Source organism: Bradyrhizobium sp. UFLA05-108 (assembly GCF_059803455.1).
The window spans coordinates 13426-32025 of record NZ_JBANAZ010000039.1 but is presented as its reverse complement, the minus strand read 5'-3'; the positions used below and the strand labels follow the sequence as shown (position 1 = coordinate 32025).

General features: G+C 63.5%; 16 protein-coding genes. 8 read left to right on the top strand and 8 right to left on the bottom strand.

The annotated features are described in order from the left end of the window. Positions 1–74: 74 nt before the first annotated feature. The 3 genes from SO140_RS26355 (at position 75) to SO140_RS26345 (ending at position 2653) form a co-directional block, all read left to right on the top strand. Complete coding sequence (locus SO140_RS26355; protein ID WP_449379411.1) at positions 75–1184, top strand: cyclic nucleotide-gated ion channel; 1110 nt, start codon at positions 75–77, stop codon at positions 1182–1184. Between the two features lie 12 nt (positions 1185–1196). After that, on the top strand, positions 1197–1982 hold the full coding sequence (locus tag SO140_RS26350; protein WP_449379412.1) for an enoyl-CoA hydratase/isomerase family protein: 786 nt from the start codon (positions 1197–1199) through the stop codon (positions 1980–1982). 431 nt (positions 1983–2413) lie between these two features. Then, the gene (locus tag SO140_RS26345) at positions 2414–2653 is read left to right on the top strand and encodes a hypothetical protein (protein WP_449379413.1); all 240 of its coding nucleotides are present in this window, start codon (positions 2414–2416) and stop codon (positions 2651–2653) included. A 60-nt stretch (positions 2654–2713) separates the two neighbouring features. On the opposite strand, the gene SO140_RS26340 is transcribed toward SO140_RS26345, so the two are convergent. From SO140_RS26340 to SO140_RS26310, 7 genes are all read right to left on the bottom strand, one after another. Next, positions 2714–3415, bottom strand: coding sequence for a nitroreductase (locus SO140_RS26340; protein ID WP_449379414.1), 702 nt, complete (start codon positions 3413–3415; stop codon positions 2714–2716). A 154-nt stretch (positions 3416–3569) separates the two neighbouring features. After that, positions 3570–4814: an acyl-CoA dehydrogenase gene (locus SO140_RS26335; protein WP_449379415.1), complete on the bottom strand. Its 1245-nt coding sequence runs from the start codon at positions 4812–4814 to the stop codon at positions 3570–3572. Positions 4815–4952: 138 nt separating this feature from the next. Further along, positions 4953–6197, bottom strand: a complete 1245-nt coding sequence (locus SO140_RS26330) for an acyl-CoA dehydrogenase (RefSeq protein WP_474799494.1) — start codon at positions 6195–6197, stop codon at positions 4953–4955. A 143-nt stretch (positions 6198–6340) separates the two neighbouring features. Then, the gene (locus tag SO140_RS26325; protein WP_449379417.1) at positions 6341–7468 is read right to left on the bottom strand and encodes an acyl-CoA dehydrogenase family protein; all 1128 of its coding nucleotides are present in this window, start codon (positions 7466–7468) and stop codon (positions 6341–6343) included. An 85-nt stretch (positions 7469–7553) separates the two neighbouring features. Continuing rightward, positions 7554–9425, bottom strand: coding sequence for an AMP-binding protein (locus tag SO140_RS26320; RefSeq protein WP_474799496.1), 1872 nt, complete (start codon positions 9423–9425; stop codon positions 7554–7556). Positions 9426–9697: 272 nt separating this feature from the next. Continuing rightward, positions 9698–10456: an SDR family NAD(P)-dependent oxidoreductase gene (locus SO140_RS26315; protein WP_449379419.1), complete on the bottom strand. Its 759-nt coding sequence runs from the start codon at positions 10454–10456 to the stop codon at positions 9698–9700. 70 nt (positions 10457–10526) lie between these two features. Continuing rightward, the gene (locus tag SO140_RS26310) at positions 10527–11186 is read right to left on the bottom strand and encodes a TetR family transcriptional regulator (RefSeq protein ID WP_449379420.1); all 660 of its coding nucleotides are present in this window, start codon (positions 11184–11186) and stop codon (positions 10527–10529) included. 152 nt (positions 11187–11338) lie between these two features. Between SO140_RS26310 and SO140_RS26305 the strand changes: the two genes are divergently transcribed. From SO140_RS26305 to SO140_RS26285, 5 genes are all read left to right on the top strand, one after another. Next, positions 11339–12511: an acetyl-CoA C-acetyltransferase gene (locus tag SO140_RS26305; RefSeq protein WP_449379421.1), complete on the top strand. Its 1173-nt coding sequence runs from the start codon at positions 11339–11341 to the stop codon at positions 12509–12511. 190 nt (positions 12512–12701) lie between these two features. Beyond that, complete coding sequence (locus SO140_RS26300; protein WP_474799499.1) at positions 12702–14246, top strand: acyl-CoA synthetase; 1545 nt, start codon at positions 12702–12704, stop codon at positions 14244–14246. 131 nt (positions 14247–14377) lie between these two features. Further along, on the top strand, positions 14378–15520 hold the full coding sequence (locus tag SO140_RS26295) for an alpha/beta hydrolase (protein ID WP_449379423.1): 1143 nt from the start codon (positions 14378–14380) through the stop codon (positions 15518–15520). A gap of 166 nt (positions 15521–15686) precedes the next feature. Continuing rightward, entirely contained in the window at positions 15687–16658 is a 972-nt protein-coding gene (gene mbfA / locus SO140_RS26290; RefSeq protein ID WP_449379424.1) for an iron exporter MbfA, read from the top strand. A 270-nt stretch (positions 16659–16928) separates the two neighbouring features. Beyond that, complete coding sequence (locus SO140_RS26285) at positions 16929–17282, top strand: nuclear transport factor 2 family protein (protein ID WP_449379425.1); 354 nt, start codon at positions 16929–16931, stop codon at positions 17280–17282. A gap of 198 nt (positions 17283–17480) precedes the next feature. Here the strand turns inward: SO140_RS26285 and SO140_RS26280 are convergent, their stop codons facing one another. Further along, positions 17481–18569, bottom strand: a complete 1089-nt coding sequence (locus SO140_RS26280) for a Zn-dependent alcohol dehydrogenase (RefSeq protein ID WP_449379426.1) — start codon at positions 18567–18569, stop codon at positions 17481–17483. Positions 18570–18600: the final 31 nt, after the last annotated feature.

Below are 18600 nucleotides of genomic sequence, written 5' to 3'. Positions count from 1 at the left end.
GTCCGCGCAGGCACTTTGGCGCGACCGTCCCAACCGGGACCGGCATTCCAGCCAAGACCGGACCTCAATCCCGTATGTCTAAGCCGTTGATTCCCCCTCTGGCGAAATTCGTGGCCGCGACGGCCGGCCGGAACATGACCACGGCGGCCTATGTCGCGGTCACGGTCGGCGTCGTGACCATGATGCTGTTGACGGTCAACCCGGCCTATGAAACCGCGCATCACTGGGCGAACGCCGTGCTGTGGGCGTGCCTGGCCTATTTCGTGTTCGAATGGCTGGTCCGGTTGCGCCACATGGCAAGACAGCAGCGACTGGGGCTCTACGTGCTGTCCTCGAGCGGACTGGTCGATGCGATCGGGGCGTTGGCGGTGCCCGTCGCGCTGGTGCTGGGTGTCGAACCCAAGACGGCATGGCTCCTCAGCGTACTCTGGGTGCTGAAGGTCGTGCCGGGCATTCCGGGCCTGCGCCAGCTTCGCCGCGTGCTGGTACTGGAATCGGGACCGTTGCTCAGCGTGCTCGTGATCTTCCTGATGGTGGTGTTCCTCGCCTCCGTTGCTGAATATTTCCTCGAGCGCGACGTGCAGCCCCAGACCTTCGGCAGCGTGCCGTCGGCACTATGGTGGGCGGTGGTGACGCTGACGACGACGGGCTATGGCGACGTCGTGCCGGTGACGCCGCTCGGGCGGATGGTAGCAGCGTTGGTGATGATCTCCGGCCTTGGGGTGTTCGGCCTGTGGACCGGTATTCTGGCGACTGGCTTCGCCGCCGAGACGCGGCGCGACAATTTCCTCAAGACCTGGGAGACCGTCAGCAAGGTGCCGTTCTTTGCCGCTCTCGGACCGTCCGCGATCGCCGACGTCACCCATATGCTGCGCACCATGGATTTGCCCGCCCGCACCATGATCATCAGGAAGGGCGCGCAGGGCGACTGCATGTATTTCATCGCCTCCGGCGAGGTCGAGGTCGATCTGCCCGGCAAGAAGGTGGCGCTCGGCGAAGGCGCATTCTTCGGCGAGATGGCGCTGCTCGGCAACAACGTGCGCGGTGCCAACGTCACGACCGTCAAGGTCTCGCGGCTGCTCGTGCTCGACCTCGTCGATTTCCGCGTGCTGATGGCGCGGCATCCCGATCTCGCCGAGACCATTGATGCCGAAGCCAAACGCCGCGCACTCGAAAACAAGTAGATGGAGACGGCAATGTCGGATGCGGCCGAGACCGCCAGCACGCCCCTGCTCGACATCGACGGCGCGCGTGCCACCGTACGCCTCAACCGTCCCAGGCATCTCAACCGGTTGCAGGCTGAAGATCTCGCCGAGCTCTTGAAACTGTTCGACCGGATCGAGGCCGATCCCGCGATCCGCGTGCTGGTGCTGACCGGCACCGGGCGCGCCTTCTCCGCCGGCTACGATCTCAATTCGGTGGCCGAGCGCGCAGTGAGCGCCAGCGAGCAGCAGAGCGCGGGCTCGGCGTTCGAGGTGGTCGTCAACCGCCTGGAGGATCTCGGCGTGCCCACGATCTGCCGACTCAACGGCGGCGTCTATGGCGGCTCGACCGATCTTGCGCTCGCCTGCGACTTCCGTATCGGCGCCGACACCGCCGAGATGTTCATGCCTGCTGCACGGCTGGGACTTCACTACTACACCAGCGGCATCAAGCGTTATGTGACGCGGCTCGGCGTCGACAACGCCAAGATGTTGTTCCTGACCGCGCAGAAGATTACCGCGCCGGAGATGCTGCGCATCGGCTATCTCACCGCTATGGTGGCATCAGAGCTTCTCGACGAGGAAGTCGACAAGCTCGCCAATATCCTCGCTGGCAACGCGCCGATCGCGATGCGCGGCATGAAGCGCGCCATCAACGAATTCGCCCGCGGCGCGCTCGATGAAGAGGCCGCCGACCAGCGTCACCGCGAGAGCATGCGCGGCGACGAGATCAAGGAAGGCATCAAGGCCTTCGCGGAAAAACGGCCGCCGCGGTTTTGACTTCGGCAAAATCGGCAACCACGATCTCGCGCCACGACCGCTTCCTGTGATTATGGATGCCGGGCTCGCGCTTGGCGCGCACGGGACGACGAGTTGAGATTGAGGCGCAACTGCCTCCCACACGTCGTTGCGAGCGCAGCGAAGCAATCCAGATTGTCGCCGCGCAAAGACTCTGGATTGCTTCGCTGCGCTCGCAATGACGGAGAAGAGATGGTGACGCCACCCTCATGCAGATAACCGCTGCTCGCCGTCGGAACGTCGCGTGACGCCGCATCGCGACGCGCAAAACCTAAAGGCCGGCCCGCCCCTCTCTCCCCACGAAACAGTACAGAAACACGATTCCTGCCAGCGCGAATGAACGCGTTTCGCGGTCATGCCGACCGAGATGCAGGGACACAACAATGGCTTCGTGCCACACTGGAGAGAAGAGAATGTTTCGCAAGCTTGCACTTGGTCTCGTCGCCGCCGGTTCGCTCGGCGTTGCCGCCGTTGCGCCCAGCGCCGCGTCGGCCCACGGCTTCCATCATCACTGGGGTCCGGGCTGGGGCTGGGGCTATGGCGGCCTCTATGTCAACACTGGCGTGAGCGGCTGCTACCAGGAGCGCGTGGTGCCCACCCGCCACGGCCCGCGCGTGCGCATCGTGAACGTCTGCGCGTACGGCATCTACTAAGCGACAGCGTCCGGCAACGAAGCCCCGATCTTGGCGATCGGGGCTTTCGTCGTCTGCAACTCACTCGTCCACGAACCTCACGGTGTCAGCCAGGCTTGCCCGCGAAGTGCGGTAGCTGTTGACCTTGTGGGCGTGGTCGGCATAGCCGAACGAGATGCCGCAGACGACCCGGCGATCGTCGGGCAGGTCGAAATGCCGGCGGATCAGGCCGGAATGGCGCGCCAGCGCAGCCTGCGGAATCGTGCCGAGCCCGAGTGCCTGCGCGGCCAGCATGAAATTAGAGACGTATGCGCCGCAATCGATCGCTCCGTAGATGCCGAGCGGCTCGTCGGTATGGATGATCGCGACATGCGGCGCGCCGAAGAAGTTGTAGTTCTCCAGCGCCTGTTTTGCGTAGGCCGCCTTGTCGCCGCGGGCGATACCCAGCGTGTTGTAGAGTTGAAAGCCGCTCTCGCGGCGGCGCTCCAGATACACGCCGACATATTCGCGCGGCGGGGTGAAGTCGTAGTCATTGCCGATGCCGCCTGACGCCTCCTCGTAGATCGCCTTGCGGAAGCGTTCCTTGGCCTCGCCGCTGGCAATGACGACCTGCCAGGGCTGACTATTGCACCAGGACGCGGTGCGCTGCGCCGTCGTCAGGACATGCGCGATGGTCGCGCGATCGACCTCCTTCGGCAGGAAGGCGCGAACGGAATAGCGCTCATTGAGGAGCTCTTCGAGCACGCCAATGCGGTTCTGGTTCTGACTCACTGCGACATCCATGGACTAACTCTCGTTGTTCGGCGTTCGTAGGGTGGGCAAAGGCGCGCAGCGCCGTGCCCACCAACGGCGCGCCCCCGCGCCGATGCATATAGTGGGCACGCTTCGCTCTGCCCACCCTACAATCTTCGCGCCGCACCGCGTCCGGGGTACGAGATCATCGCCCCTTGGTCGGAATCTTGTTATACGGCACGTCCTTGTCGACGCGGATGTCACCGGGCAAGCCCAGCACGCGCTCGGCGATGATGTTGCGCAAGATCTCGTCGGTGCCACCGGCAATGCGCATCGAGGGCGAGGACAACAGCATCTGCTGGAACTGGCCGTGAACCGTCTCTTCATCGGCGCCAGTGAGAACGCCGGCCGCACCTTGCAGGTCCATCGCGTAGGCCGCGATGTCCTGCAGCATCACGCCCGACACCAACTTGCCGATGGAGTTTTCCGGGCCCGGACGCTCGCCTTTCGAAAGCGCCGAGATGGCGCGATAGCTGGTATATTTCAGCCCGTTCGATTTCACCGCCCAGCTCGCAAGTTTCGAGCGCACGGCGGGATCGTCGATCGCAAGGCCATCCTCCAGCATCAGGTTTGAGCAAAATTCGAACATCTCGGGCACGCCGGTCGCAAGCCGCGAGCCGATCGACATGCGCTCGTTCATCAGCGTGGTCAGCGACACGTTCCAGCCGTCGCCGACGGCGCCCAAGCGCTGGCTGTCAGGGATCACCACATCGGTGAAATAGACCTCGTTGAACTCCTGCATGCCGTTGGCCTGCTTGATCGGCCGCACCTCGACGCCAGGACTCTTCATGCTGAGGAAGAACATGGTGAGGCCCTTGTGCTTGGGCACGTTGGGATCGGTCCGCGCGATCAGGAGCCCATAGTCCGAATAGTGCGCGCCAGAGGTCCAGATCTTCTGGCCGTTGACGACCCAGTCGTCGCCCTTCTTCTCCGCGCGGGTGCGAAGCCCAGCGACGTCGGAGCCGGCTGACGGCTCGGAGAAGAGCTGGCACCAGATCTCCTCGCCAGAGGCGAGCTTCGGCAGATAACGGCGCTTGGCCTCCTCGCTGCCCCAGGCCATCACGGTCGGGCCGCACATGCCTTCGCCGATCTGGAACGGCTGCGTCAGCTTGCCGTAGACGCCCTCTTCCTGCTGCCAGATCACCCGCTCGATCGGCGTCGCGCCACGGCCGCCATATTCCCTCGGCCAGTGCAGGCAGGCCCAGCCCGCCTCTGACTTCCTCTTCTGCCAGGCCTTGCCGACCTCGACCATGTCGTGTTTCGCAAGCCGGATGCGACCGAGCGAGGATTTCGACAACTCCTCCTCGAACTCCTTTGGCGCGTTGGTGGCGACCCATTTGCGGGCGGTTGCGCGAAACTCGGATTCCTGCGGCGTGTCGTCGAAATTCATTCTCGAACTCTCCTCTCTCGTGCCCCGGACGCGGCGCAGCGCCTAAGCGGTGCGCTGCAGAGCCGGGGCCCATGGCGGCTTCTAGGTCCGGGCTCTACGAAGCAGCACTTCGTGCTGCATCGCGTCCGGGACACGAATTCATCTTCCCTTCGTCGGGATCTTGTTGAACGGCACGTCCTTGTCGACGCGGATGTCGCCGGGCAGGCCCAGCACACGCTCCGCAATGATGTTGCGCATGATCTCGTCCGTGCCGCCCTCGACTCGGGTGCCGGGCGCACGTAGCAGCATGGCCTGGAAGCGGCCTGCGACCTCGGCATCCTCGGGGCTGCTGACGACGCCGGCCGCGCCTTGCAGGTCGAGCGCGTACATCGCGACCTCCTGGATCATCGAGCCTGCCACCAGCTTGCCGATGGAGTTTTCCGGCCCGGGGCGCTCGCCGCGCGACAATGCGGAGATCGCGCGCATGCTGGTGTATTTCAAGCCGCTCGCCTTCACCGCGTAGTTTGCAAGCTTCGAGCGCACGCTGCGGTCTTCGATCGCAGGACCGTTATCGAGCACCAGGCTCGCGCAATAGTCGAACAGCTCCGGAAAACCGGTGGCAACGCCCGCGCCGATCGACATCCGTTCGTTCATCAGCGTGGTCAGCGAGACGTTCCAGCCGTCATTGACCTCCCCGAGACGCTGGTGATCGGGAATGCGGACGTTGGTGAAATAGACTTCGTTGAAATCGGAATTCCCGTTAGCCTGCTTGATCGGCCGCACCTCGACGCCCGGGCTCTTCATGTCCAGGAAGAACATGGTGAGGCCCTTGTGCTTGGGCACGTTGGGATCGGTGCGGGTGAGCAGGATGCCGTAGTCGGAATAATGCGCACCTGAGGTCCAGATCTTCTGACCGTTGATCACCCACTCGTCGCCGTCCTTCTCGGCGCGAGTCCGCAGGCCCGCAACGTCGGAGCCGCCCGCCGGCTCGGAGAACAGCTGGCACCAGATCTTCTCGCCGGAGGCCAGCGGCGGCAGATAGTTGCGCTTATGCTCCTCGCGCGCAAACGCCATCATGGTCGGCCCGCACATGCCGTGGCCGATGATGAACATCGCCGAGAGCTTGCCGAACACGCCCTCCTCCTGCTGCCAGATCACGCGCTCGATCGGCGAGGCGCCGCGGCCGCCATAATCCTTCGGCCAATGCAGGCAGGCCCAGCCCGCATCAGCTTTCTTCTTCTGCCAGGCTTTTGCGACCTCCAGGATGTCAGCGTTGCTGAGCTGCGTGCGGCCGAGCGAGGATTTACGCAGCTCGTCCTCATACTGCTTCGGGGCATTCGCGGCGATCCAGGCGCGTGCGGTGGCGCGGAACGCGGCTTCCTGCGGGGTGTCGTCGAAGTTCATGACGCTTCTCTTGTCCTTCGTAGGGTGGGTTAGCCCTGCGGCTGCGCGAAGCGCAGTCCGCTAGGCGTAACCCACCTCTTTGGTTTCCGCGGGAACAGAAGTGGCGGGTTACGCTTCGCTAACCCACCCTACGAATCCCTCGCTTACGCCGCGTTCTTCCTGCGCATGCGGTCGATGAGCTGATCTTCCCAATACGACAGGCTGCCGAGCCCAAGTGCGAGCGCATTGGCGCGGCGGTAGTACATGTGGCAGTCGAACTCCCAGGTGAAGCCCATGCCGCCATGGACCTGGATGTTGTTCTTGGCGCAGTGCTGGAACGCCTGCGTCGCGCTGATGCGCGCGGCGGCAGCGGCCTCTGGCAACTCCGCGGCATCGGTCGAGAGCGCCCAGGCGCCGTAATAGCTGTTGGAGCGCGCCAGCGTGGCCGAGACATACATGTCCGCGAGCATGTGCTTGATAGCCTGGAATGAGCCGATCGGACGGCCGAACGCGATGCGGTCGAGCGCGTAGTCGCGCCCCATCTCCAGTGCGCGATCGGCACCGCCAACCTGCTCGAAGGCTGTGAGCACCGCGGCGCGGTCAAGCACCTGAGCCAGGATGCTCCAGCCTTCTCCGGCCGCGCCCAGCGGTTCAGCCTTGCAGTTCTTGAAGGTGAGCTCGGCCTGCCCGCGCGTGGGATCGAGATTGGTGAGGCTCTTGGCCTCCACGCCGCCGGCTTTGAGATCGACGAGGAACAACGAGATATCGCTATCACGGCCGCTCGATCCCGTGCGTGCGGCGACAACGGCGAAGTTGGCGACCGCACCATCGGGAACCGGCTTCTTGACGCCGTTGAGGGTGCCTCCGGAGGCGCTGAGTTTAACATTGGCCGGCGACGGATTGCCCTTGCCCTCGAACAGCGCCAACGTGCCGATCGCCTCGCCCGAAGCGATCGCCGGCAGCCATTTTGTCTTCTGCGCGTCACTGCCCGCGATCAGCAGCGCCTCGGCGGCGAGGTAGACGGTGGAAGAGAACGGCACCGGCGCATTCGCGCGCCCCATCTCCTCGGCGATCACGCAAAGCTCGAGATGGCCGGCGCCCGCGCCGCCGAATTTTTCGGGGATCGCGACGCCGAGGAAGCCCATTTCGGCGAGGCCTTTCCACAGGTCCTTGTCGTAAGGCGCCTTGCCATCGAGCACGACCCGCACCGCCTTGGGCGAGCATTTTTCGCTGAGGAATTTGCGCGCCTGGTCGCGGAGCTGTTTCTGATCGTCGGAGAAATCGAAGTTCATGGCGGCTTACCTTTTTTCGTTGTCATTTATTTTTGTGCCGTCAGTCCGGGATGGGCCGGAATGACGAGGTGAGAGAGCCGAGTCTTCATCGCAGCACGATCACGCCTTCATCCGGCTTCTCGGCATACAGCCGCTCCACCAGTGCGGCGCGTCGCTCGAGGCCAGCGCGCTGGTTGATGTAGCCCTTGTCTGTCAGTTCGTTGCCGTCGATCGAGGGCGGCTCGACCATCAGCATGGCGCGCGCGATCATGCGGCTGCTCGCGCCTTCGCATTCCCTGTTGTGTGCCTCCAGCCCGCGCCTGAAGCAGGCGATCACCTCGGGGTGCTTCACGGCATCCTCAAAGCTCAGCTCGGAATTGCCGACGAGTTGGCGACAGGCATGCAGGTTCGGCCAGGCAAGCAGGCCAATGGAGCAACGATCCTGTCCGGCGACCAGCGCATCATGCACGACCGGCGTCGCGGCGGCGATCGCATCGGTGCGGAGCGAGCCGACATGCACGAAGGTGCCAGTCGTGAGCTTGAAATCCTCGACCACTCGGCCGGCAAAGATGATGCCCTGCACGGGATCCTCATCGTCGACGAAGATGCCGGCATCGCCGATGCAGTAAAAACCTTCCTCGTCGAACATCTTCCTGGTCAGCTCGGCCTGGCCGAAATAGCCGGGCGTGACGTTGACACCGCGCAGGCGCAATTCGTATTTCGAGCCGCACGGCACCATCTTCAATTCGACGCCGGGGAACGGCAGGCCAATCAGGCCGACACGCTCGGTGTCCCAATAGGTGCCGGTCGAGGTCGGTGCGGTCTCGGTCGAACCCCAGCCGGTGTAGAACACGATGCGTTCGCCGGTGGTTTTCACCGCCAGCGCCTGCATGCGGTCGTAGAGGTCGTCCGGGAGCCGCGCCCCGCCATAGGCCATGATCGAGAGGTTCTTGAAGAACGAGCGACAAAGCGCGTCGTCCTTCTCCATCGCCGCGGCAAGCGCCGCATAGCCGGCCGGAACGTTGGCGTAATAGGTCGGCGAGATCTCGCACAGATTGCGCAGCGTTTCCTCGAACTGGCCCGGCATCGGCCGTCCGTCGTCGATATAGAGCGTGCCGCCATCGACCAGGATCGGATGGAACGCGGCATTGCCGCCCATGGTGTGATTCCAGGGCATCCAGTCGAGCATGGTTGGCAGCGGGCCTCCGGGCGTGCGCGGACGGACCTGCATCATCATCGCCGCGTTCGCGCACATCATCGCTTGCGTGTTGATGACCGCCTTGGGCATGCCGGTCGAGCCGGAGGTGAACAGGAGCTTACCGACAGTCTGTGGCGCAATCTTCGCGATCGACGCGTCGACATCGTGCGTCACTGGCGTTGCCGCGAACTCAGCGAAACTGACGCTCTTGATGTCCTCGCAGGCGCGAGCGACGTGAACAACAGTGACACCGGTGAGGTCGATCGCCCTGAGCGCCTTCTCGAAAGTCGGACCATCCTGCACCATCACGACGGCCGGCTTGATCAGGTCGAAGAGATACTTCAGCTTGACGTGATCGTGGCTCATCAAGGAGTAGGCCGGCGACACCGGCGCCGCGGGAGAGCGCGCCTGCATCGCAGCCTGCGTCATCAGCGCGTGCTCGATCGAATTGCCGGAGAGAATCGCAACCGGCCGTCCGTCGAGACCGAGATTGAGCAAGCCTTGCGTCAGCGCATCCACCGTCCGCTTGGCTTCACCGTAGGACACCTTGCGCCACGCGCGATCCGGGCCGCCACGCTGCGCGAGCCAGATGCGCTCGGGCGCTTGCCTCGCCCATTTCGCCAGCGAGGCGGGAATGTGCGTTTCGTAAGACTGCAGCGGAATGCGCGACTTCAGCACCACCGTGCCATCTGCGCGCCGCTCGACGTCGATGTCGCGCGGCAGCCATTCGATCTTGCGAAAGGCAGGCTTCGCCATCACCGTCGCCACGCTCCCACTCATTTTGCGTCTCCCGGAATTAACGTCCTTTGCGGATCATTCTCGTTCAGCGCTTGATATAGACAGGCTTTCGCTTGTCGAGGAAGTGAACTTCCTGCATCGACGGCATGAGTGCCGATTGCTGTATACTCTCCCCTTGCGAGAGAGGGCAGGTATGTCCCTGGCCAGGAATTCGCTTGGGTGAGGGGCCTGTCTCCGCGGACAGAACCCCTCATCCGGCGTCATAGCCGATGCGAAGCATCGGCGTTCTTTTAGGGACAGCGGCGGAGCATCGCTTACCGCGGCGCCATGCGGATGGCGCCGTCGAGGCGGATGGTCTCGCCGTTGAGCATCGCATTCTCGACGATATGCACGGCGAGCGCGCCGTATTCGGCGGCGTCCCCAAGACGCGAGGGATGCGGGACCTGGGCGCCCAGACTCTTGCGCGCCTCTTCGTTCAGACCCATCAGCAGCGGCGTGAAGAACAGGCCGGGCGCGATGGTGTTGACGCGGATCTTCTGGCTGGCGAGATCGCGCGCTGCCGGCAACGTCAGGCCGACGACGCCGCCTTTTGAGGCCGAATAAGCGATCTGACCGATCTGGCCCTCATAGGCCGCGACCGACGCGGTGTTGATGATGACGCCGCGCTCCTCACCGATCGGCTCTGCCGTGACGAGGCGCTCTGCAAACAGGCGCAGGCAGTTGAAGGTGCCGATCAGGTTGACATTGATGATGCGCGCGAACTTTTCCAGCGGATAGATGCCGTCACGGCCGACGATGCGCTGCGAGCCGCCGACGCCGGCGCAGTTCATCAGCACGCGAGCGACCCCATGTGCTGCTTCCGCCCTTGCGATCGCGGCCTTGATCTGCTCCTCGCTGGTGACGTCAGCATGAAGCGCGACGCCCTTCACCTCGGCCGCGACCTTCTCGGCGTTCTCCTTGCTCTGGTCGATCACGCCGATCTTGGCGCCCTTGGCCGCCATGGCGCGGGCGGTCGCGGCGCCTAAGCCCGAACCACCGCCGGTGATGAGAACGGCTACGTCATTCAACTGCATTGCTGGTACCTCTCCTTGGGCGTTTCTTCTCTGGACTTGAACGTCTCTGGATTTGAATGTTTTGGGCCGATTATCCGGCCGCGGCAGCTTCCTCGGCTTGCGCGAGGATGCCGCCGCAGATCAGCGTTTCCATGTGCTTGATATATTGCCGGCAGACTTCGTCGGTGACCGGGCCGACGCCGGTCGCGCGAGACATCGCGTGCCGGCCGAAGAACAGGTGATCGCAGGCGCCGATCAGGCTGGTGTAGAACAGCACGGGATCGGTGATACGAAACTCGCCGCGGCTGACGCCCTCGGCAAGCAGGCGGCGATGGAAATCGAGCAGCGGCGCGACGAAGAACTTTGAGACCTCGTCGGCGGACTCCGCCGTGCTCTCATGCAAGAGATAGTGGATCAGCCGGTTCATGTAGGGGAACCGGTGATAGGCGCGGATGATGCCGCCGATATGCAGCTTGAGCTTTGCGGTCGGCGTGATCGGCTGCACCAGAAGATATTCGAGGTTTGACAGCTCGGTCGCGGCATCGCGCGCGAGCAGCGCCAGCAAGAGGCCGTCCTTATTGCCGAAGTGATATTTGACCAGCGCCGCGTTGGCGCCCGACTTCTGCGCGATGTCGCTGAGCGAAATTTCGATCGAGGAGCGTTCGATCATCAGCTCGCTCGCGGCCACCAGCAGTTTCTCTGCCGTGGAATTTTTGCCGCTCGGAAGCCTGTTCGGTACGCTGGTAGTCACGGAGATCCCTGTCTCGTCGCACGAAGGGCCGCAGATAAGCGCAAGCGGCGCCTCCCCACAAGAGTTAATTGATCGATTGACTAAATCATCATCGACCCCTTTAATCCGCCCCCGACAACAAACCATTCAGAAGAATTCAGGGAGAAACCGACATGGCCGAGGCTTACATCGTCGCCGCTGCGCGGACCGCCGGCGGGCGCAAGGGGGGCCGCCTCGCCGGCTGGCATCCGGCCGATCTCGCCGCAAAAGTGCTGGATGAGCTGGTCGATCGCGCCAAGGTCGACCCGGCCCAGGTCGAGGACGTGATCATGGGCTGCGTGATGCAGGTCGGGGAGCAGTCCAACAACGTCGCGCGCAACGCGATCATGGCCTCGAAACTGCCGGAGAGCGTGCCGGGCACCTCGATCGACCGGCAGTGCGGCTCCTCGCAGCAGGCGCTACATTTTGCGGCCCAGGCCGTGATGTCCGGCGCAATGGACGTCGTAATTGCGGCCGGCGTGGAATCGATGACCCGCGTGCCGATGGGCCTGTCCTCGCAGCTCGCGGCCAAGAACGGCTTTGGCCACTACAAGAGCCCGGGCATCGAGCAGCGCTATCCGAACATCGTGTTCAGCCAGTTCACCGGCGCGGAGATGATGGCCGAGAAGTACGCCCTCTCCAAGGATGAGCTCGACGAGTATTCCTACAACAGCCATCAGCGAGCGATTGCGGCGACGCAAGGAGGCCATTTCAAGGACGAGATCGTGCCGCTCGAGATCACCCGCGCCGACGGCTCGACGGACACCCACCATATCGACGAAGGCATCCGCTTCGACGCCAGCCTCGATGGCATCAAGAGCGTCAAGCTGATCGCCGAGAACGGCAAGCTGTCGGCGGCGAGCGCCAGCCAGATCTGCGACGGCGCGTCCGGCGTCATGGTCGTGAACGAGCGAGGCCTCAAGTCGCTCGGCGTCAAGCCGCTCGCGCGCGTGCATCACATGACCATGATGGGCGGCGATCCCGTCATCATGCTCGAGGCGCCGCTGCACGCGACCAAGCGCGCGCTGGAGAAGGCCGGCATGGCAATTGGCGACATCGACCTGTTCGAGGTCAACGAAGCCTTTGCCTCGGTACCGACGGCGTGGCTGAAGACAACCGGCGCCGATCCGGGCCGCCTCAACGTCAATGGCGGCGCGATCGCACTCGGCCATCCCCTCGGCGGCTCCGGCACCAAGCTGATGACGACGCTGGTCCATGCGCTGAAGCAGCGCGGCAAGCGCTACGGCCTCCAGACCATGTGCGAAGGCGGCGGCATGGCGAACGTGACGATCGTGGAGCGATTGTAAGCCGCGGCCACACAAACGGTGTCGTCCCGGCGAAAGCCGGGACCCACACCGCGCAATCTATCGATCTTGGTTGGTCGCAGTACCGAATGACGATCCTCCGCCAAACTACGCCCTGTGGCTATGGATCCCGGCCCCCGTGCGCAATTGCGCACTAGGCCGGGATGACTACGTAATTTGCTGCGAGATCTCGATGACCCACCCCTCCGTCTACGCCCGCACCACGCCGAACAAGATCGCCTACCAGATGGCCGGAACCGGCAAGGCGATCACCTATCGCGAGCTCGACGAGCTCTCGAACCAGGGCGCGCAGCTGTTTCGCTCGCTGGGACTGAAGGCCGGCGATCACGTCGCGCTGTTGATGGAGAACCGCCTCGCCTTCATGGAGATTTGCTGGGCCGCGCAGCGCAGCGGTCTCTATTACACCGCGATCAGCCGCTATCTGAAGCAGGACGAGATCGACTACATCATCGGCGATTGCGGCGCCAAGGTCGTCGTCACCACGCCGAAATGCGCCGACCAGATCAAGGGGTTGATCAAGGGCGCACCGGGCGAGCCGATCTTCTACATGATGGACGAGCCGCTGGCCGGCTTCCGCTCCTACGACAAGGAAGCCGCGGCGCAGCCGGTGACGCCGATCGCGGACGAGGTCGCCGGCTATGACATGCTGTATTCGTCGGGCACGACGGGCCGCCCCAAGGGCATCAAGAAGGTCTTTGAGGGCAACCGCATCGATGCGCCGAACGCCTTCCTGCGCGTGCTCTGCGCCGACATGTGCGGCATGAATGCCGGGACCACTTACCTGTCGCCAGCACCGCTCTATCACGCAGCTCCGCTGCGCTTCAACATGATGGCGATCGTGCTCGGCGGCACCTCCATCATCATGGAGCATTTCGACGCCGAGGAGTTCTTGAAGCTGGTCGAGAAATACAAGGTGACACAGTCGCAGCTCGTGCCGACCATGTTCGTGCGCATGCTGAAGCTGCCGGACGAAACCCGCGCGAAATACAACGTCTCCACGCTCAAGGGTGCGATCCACGCCGCCGCTCCCTGTCCGGTCGACGTCAAGGCAAAGATGATCGAATGGTGGGGGCCCATCCTGATCGAGTACTACGCAGGCTCGGAAGGCAACGGCGTCACCGTCTGCAACTCCACGCAATGGCTGGAGCATCGCGGCAGCGTGGGCCGCGCGGTGGTGGGCAAGATCAGGATTTTGGACGAGAACGACGAGGAGCAGCCCGTGGGCGAGATCGGCACGGTCTATTTCGCCGACGCGCCAGCCTTCACCTATCACAACGATCCCGAGAAGACGAAGAGGGCCTATAACGCCAAGGGCTGGTCGACGCTCGGCGACGTCGGTTATCTCGACGAGGACGGCTTCCTCTATCTTACCGATCGCAAGTCCTACATGATCATCTCGGGCGGGGTGAACATCTACCCGCAGGAAACCGAGGACGTGCTGATCAGCCATTCCGAGGTCTCCGACGTCGCCGTGTTCGGCGTGCCAAACGAGGAGATGGGCGAAGAGGTGAAGGCGGTGGTGCAGCCGCACGACATGAGCCGCGCGGGCAAGGAACTCGAAGCCGACCTGATCGCCTATTGCAAGACCCGCCTTTCCGCCCTCAAATGCCCGCGCTCAATCGATTTCGAAGCCGAGCTGCCGCGCACGCCGACCGGCAAGCTGGTCAAGCGCCATTTGCGCGACAGGTATTGGCCGAAGACCGCGGTGAAGATCTAGCAACAACACGGATGTCGCAGGGTAGGCAAAGGCGCGCTCTTCGGCGCCGTGCCCACCGTCTCACCGCATGCGCGATGAAAGTGGTGGGCACGCTTCGCTTTGCCCACAGGTTCGTGCAATGATCTAAAGCCATGACCGATCTCCCCGACATCCCCCTGCCCGCCGGCATCCGCTCGCGCTATGTCGATGGCATCAACGGCCTCTGCATGCACGTGCTCGAAGCCGGCTTCGAGACGCAGGGGCGGCCCTGCGTTTTGCTGCTGCATGGCTTTCCGGAGCTCGCCTTCTCCTGGCGCAAGGTGATGCCGGCGCTCGCCAGTGCCGGCTATCACGTGATCGCGCCGGACCAGCGCGGCTACGGGCGTACCACTGGATGGCAGGCGGATTACGACGGCGATCTCGCGCCCTTCCGGCTCTTCAATCTGGTGCGCGACGCGCTCGGGCTGGTGTCGGCGTTCGGCTATCGGCAGGTCGATGTGGTCGGGCATGATTTCGGCAGCCCGGTTGCGTCCTGGTGCGCGCTGCTGCGGCCGGACGTGTTCCGTTCGGCGGTGATGATGAGCGCGCCGTTCGGCGGGCCGCCGTCCTTGCCGTTCAACACAGCCGACAAGCCAGCCGCGGCGCCGCACGCCGATCCCGTGCATCGCGAGCTCGCCGCGCTGCCGCGGCCGCGCAAGCACTACCAGTGGTACTATTCGACACGCGAAGCGAATACCGACATGCAGCACGCGCCACAGGGCGTGCACGATTTCCTGCGCGCCTACTATCATCACAAGAGCGCGGACTGGACGGACAACAAGCCTTATCCGCTGAAGTCCTGGTCCGCAGGCGAGCTCGCAAAGCTGCCGACCTACTACCTGATGGATCTCGGTGAGACCATGTCGCAGACAGTCGCGAAGGAAATGCCCTCGCCTGCCGAGATCGCCGCCAACCAGTGGCTGCCGGATCAGGAGCTAGCCTATTACAGTGCCGAATATGGTCGCACCGGATTCCAGGGCGGGCTGCAATGGTACCGCTGCGGCACGTCGGGTGCTTTCAACAACGAATTGCAACTGTTCGTGGACCGCACCATCGAGGTGCCCTCCTGCTTCATCTCCGGCAAGCAGGATTGGGGCACGTATCAGCGTCCCGGCGTGTTCGAGGCGATGCAGGCCCGCGCCTGCACGAACATGCTCGGTTGCCATCTCGTCGACGGCGCAGGTCATTGGGTGCAGCAGGAGCAGCCCGCCGAGGTGAGCCGGCTGTTGATCGAGTTCCTCGCCAAGACTCGCTGACGCAAAGACTCGCTGACGCCAAGACTTGCTGACGCCAAGACTTGCTGACACCAAGGCTCGCTGACGCCAAAACTCACTGAGACAAAGTTCACGCGGCATGATTTGACCCCGGCGCGGGCGCGCCGTATAACGATTTAGAATCATTCTAAATCTCTTGGGGCGCGTCGTGAAGAGCTTTGCCGATCTGACCGAGCGCGAGGTGCTCGCGGTCGCGATTTCCTCCGAAGAGGAAGACAGCCGCATCTACATGACCTTCGCCGAGGACCTGAAGGAGCGCTATCCGGATTCGGCCAGGATCTTCGAGCAGATGGCCGAGGAGGAACGCGGCCATCGCCACCGCTTGCTCCAGCTCTACGAAGAACGCTTCGGCCCGCATCTGCCACCGATCCGCCGCGAGGACGTCCGGGGCTTTCTGCGCCGCCGCCCGATCTGGCTGACCAAGAACCTGCCGCTCGACACGATCCGGAAAGAGGTCGAGACCATGGAGCTCGAGGCCGAGCGGTTTTACGCACGCGCCGCCGAGCAGGCCGAGGATGTAGGCGTCCGCCGCCTCCTCGGCGATCTCGCCGAGGAGGAGAAGCATCACGAGAACACTGCCGCCAAGCTGACGGACGAGATCCTCAAGCCCGACGTGCGCGCGGAGGAAGACCGCACGCGCCGCCGCATGTTCGTGCTGCAATATGTGCAGCCGGGCCTCGCCGGTCTGATGGACGGCTCGGTCTCGACGCTGGCGCCGCTGTTCGCCGCCGCCTTCGCCACGCACCAGAATTGGCAGACGTTTCTGGTTGGGCTCGCCGCTTCGATCGGCGCCGGCATCAGCATGGGCTTTGCCGAAGCGCTTTCCGACGACGGCTCTCTCACCGGCCGCGGCTCGCCCTGGCTACGCGGCATCACCTGCGGCTTGATGACGACGCTCGGCGGACTTGGCCACACCATGCCTTATCTCGTCCCGGACTCCTGGCCCAATGCGTTCTGGATCGCCACCGCGATCGCTTGCGTCGTCGTATTTTTCGAATTATGGGCGATCGCCTTCATCCGCGCGCGCTACATGGACACGCCGTTCCTCCAGGCGGTGTTCCAAATCGTGCTCGGCGGCGCAATCGTGCTCGGGGTCGGGATATTGATCGGCGCAGCATAGGTTTTGCCGCGTTCCTGCGTCCCGCCGCAATCACCTCAAATGGCGGCGTTGAAGCTCGCCGAACTGATCGAGTGGGATTTCGCCGGCTTCACACCACCGCCCAGGTTTGATGATTAGCGTAATCATCATGATCGTGATGCTTCGGTCGAGACCGAAACATCATTGCGATCAGGCATGCTCTTGTCCGTAATCAACCGAGTCTCGCTGACGACTTCGAGACTGTGGGTCGCACCTCGCGCGCCCCAGAGTGACCAGAAGGGAAGAAATGTGATGAACAGAGACCTCGAAGAACTGACCGTGCTCAACCGCGACTACGTCGCCTCCGTCCAGAATTGCGACGTCAAGCGCTTCGACGAGATCCTCGCGCAGGACTTCTATTGCTCCAATCCCGACAAGACGCTGGTCGATCGCGCCGGCTTTTTGAAGCAAACGGCACAGCCGATCGCGATCCGCAATCTCAGGGAACACGACGTCAAGATCCGCATCATGGGCGATTTCGCCATTATTCACGGCGCGACCAGCTATACGACTGCGGACGGCCAGCAGGCTTCGGGCCGCTATACAGATTGCTGGGCGAGGCAGAACGGGAAGTGGCTCGCGGTGTCGGCGCACGTGTCGCGGTGAGGCGCGTGAACGGTGAGGCGAGCACATCGCCCACACAAATCTCCGCTGTCATGCCCCGCGAAGGCGGGGCATCCAGTACGCGGTAGCCTCTCCGTATTCGTCGTCGCCTCTGGAATACTGGATCGCCCGCCCCGGGGCGCAATTGCGCACAAGGCGGGCGATGACACCTGACTGAGGAGCGACGCTTGAGATTGTTGCCTAGCTATCGAACATGATCACGCTGCGCAGCGTCTTGCCGGCTTTCATGTTGGCGAAGCCTTCGTTGATCTCGGAAAGCTTCAGCTTGGCCGAGATCCAGTCCTCCAGGTGCAAGCGGCCACGCAGGTAGAACTCGACCAGCCGCGGCATGTCGACGCGAAAATGGTTCGAGCCCATCGACGAGCCCTGGATCTTGCGTTCGCGCAGGAAGTCGAAGCCGTGCAGCTCGATCTTCTGCCCGAACGGGATCATGCCGACGATCGTCGCCGTGCCGCCGGCGGCGAGCATGCCGAACGCCTGCTCGGCGGTCTCCTTGCGACCGAGAACCTCGAAGGAATGGTGCACGCCGCCATTGGTGAGGTCGCGCACCTGCTTCACCACGTCGCCATCGGCGGGATTGATGATGTCGGTGGCGCCGAGCTTGGTCGCGAGCTGGAGTTTTGCCGGGTTTGTATCGATCGCGATGATGCGGCCGGCACCCGCGATCTCAGCGCCGTTGATCGCGGCCATGCCGACGCCGCCGCAACCGATCACCGCAACGGTCTCGCCAGCCTGGATTTTTGCGGTGTTTACCACCGCGCCATAGCCAGTGATGACCCCACAGCCGATCAACGCAGCGAGCTCGAGCGGCATGTCCTTGCGGATTTTGACGATGGCGTTCTCGTGCACCAGCATCTGCTCGGCGAAGGACGACAGGTTGAGAAACTGATGCAGCTTCTCCGGCTTCGACCACTGCATCCGATCGGAGACGCCCGGCAGCATCTTCACCGTCGTGTCGGTGCAGAGCACCGTGCGGCCCGTCGTGCAGTTGTCGCAGGTGCCGCAGAACACGGACAGGCAGGTCACGACGTGATCGCCCGGCTTCACGTAGGTCACGTCGGAGCCGACCTGCTCGACGACACCAGCCGATTCATGACCGAGCACTGCGGGCAGCGGATGCGGATAGAGCCCTTCCATGAAGTGCAGGTCGGAGTGGCAGAGGCCGGCAACCGCGGTGCGGATCAAAACCTCGCGCGGGCCCGGCTTCGGCAGGCTGACGTCCTCGATGACGAGCGGCTTGTTGACTTCATAGAGGACGGCAGCCTTCATTTGTTTGTTTCCTCGTTATTATCGTTTTCGT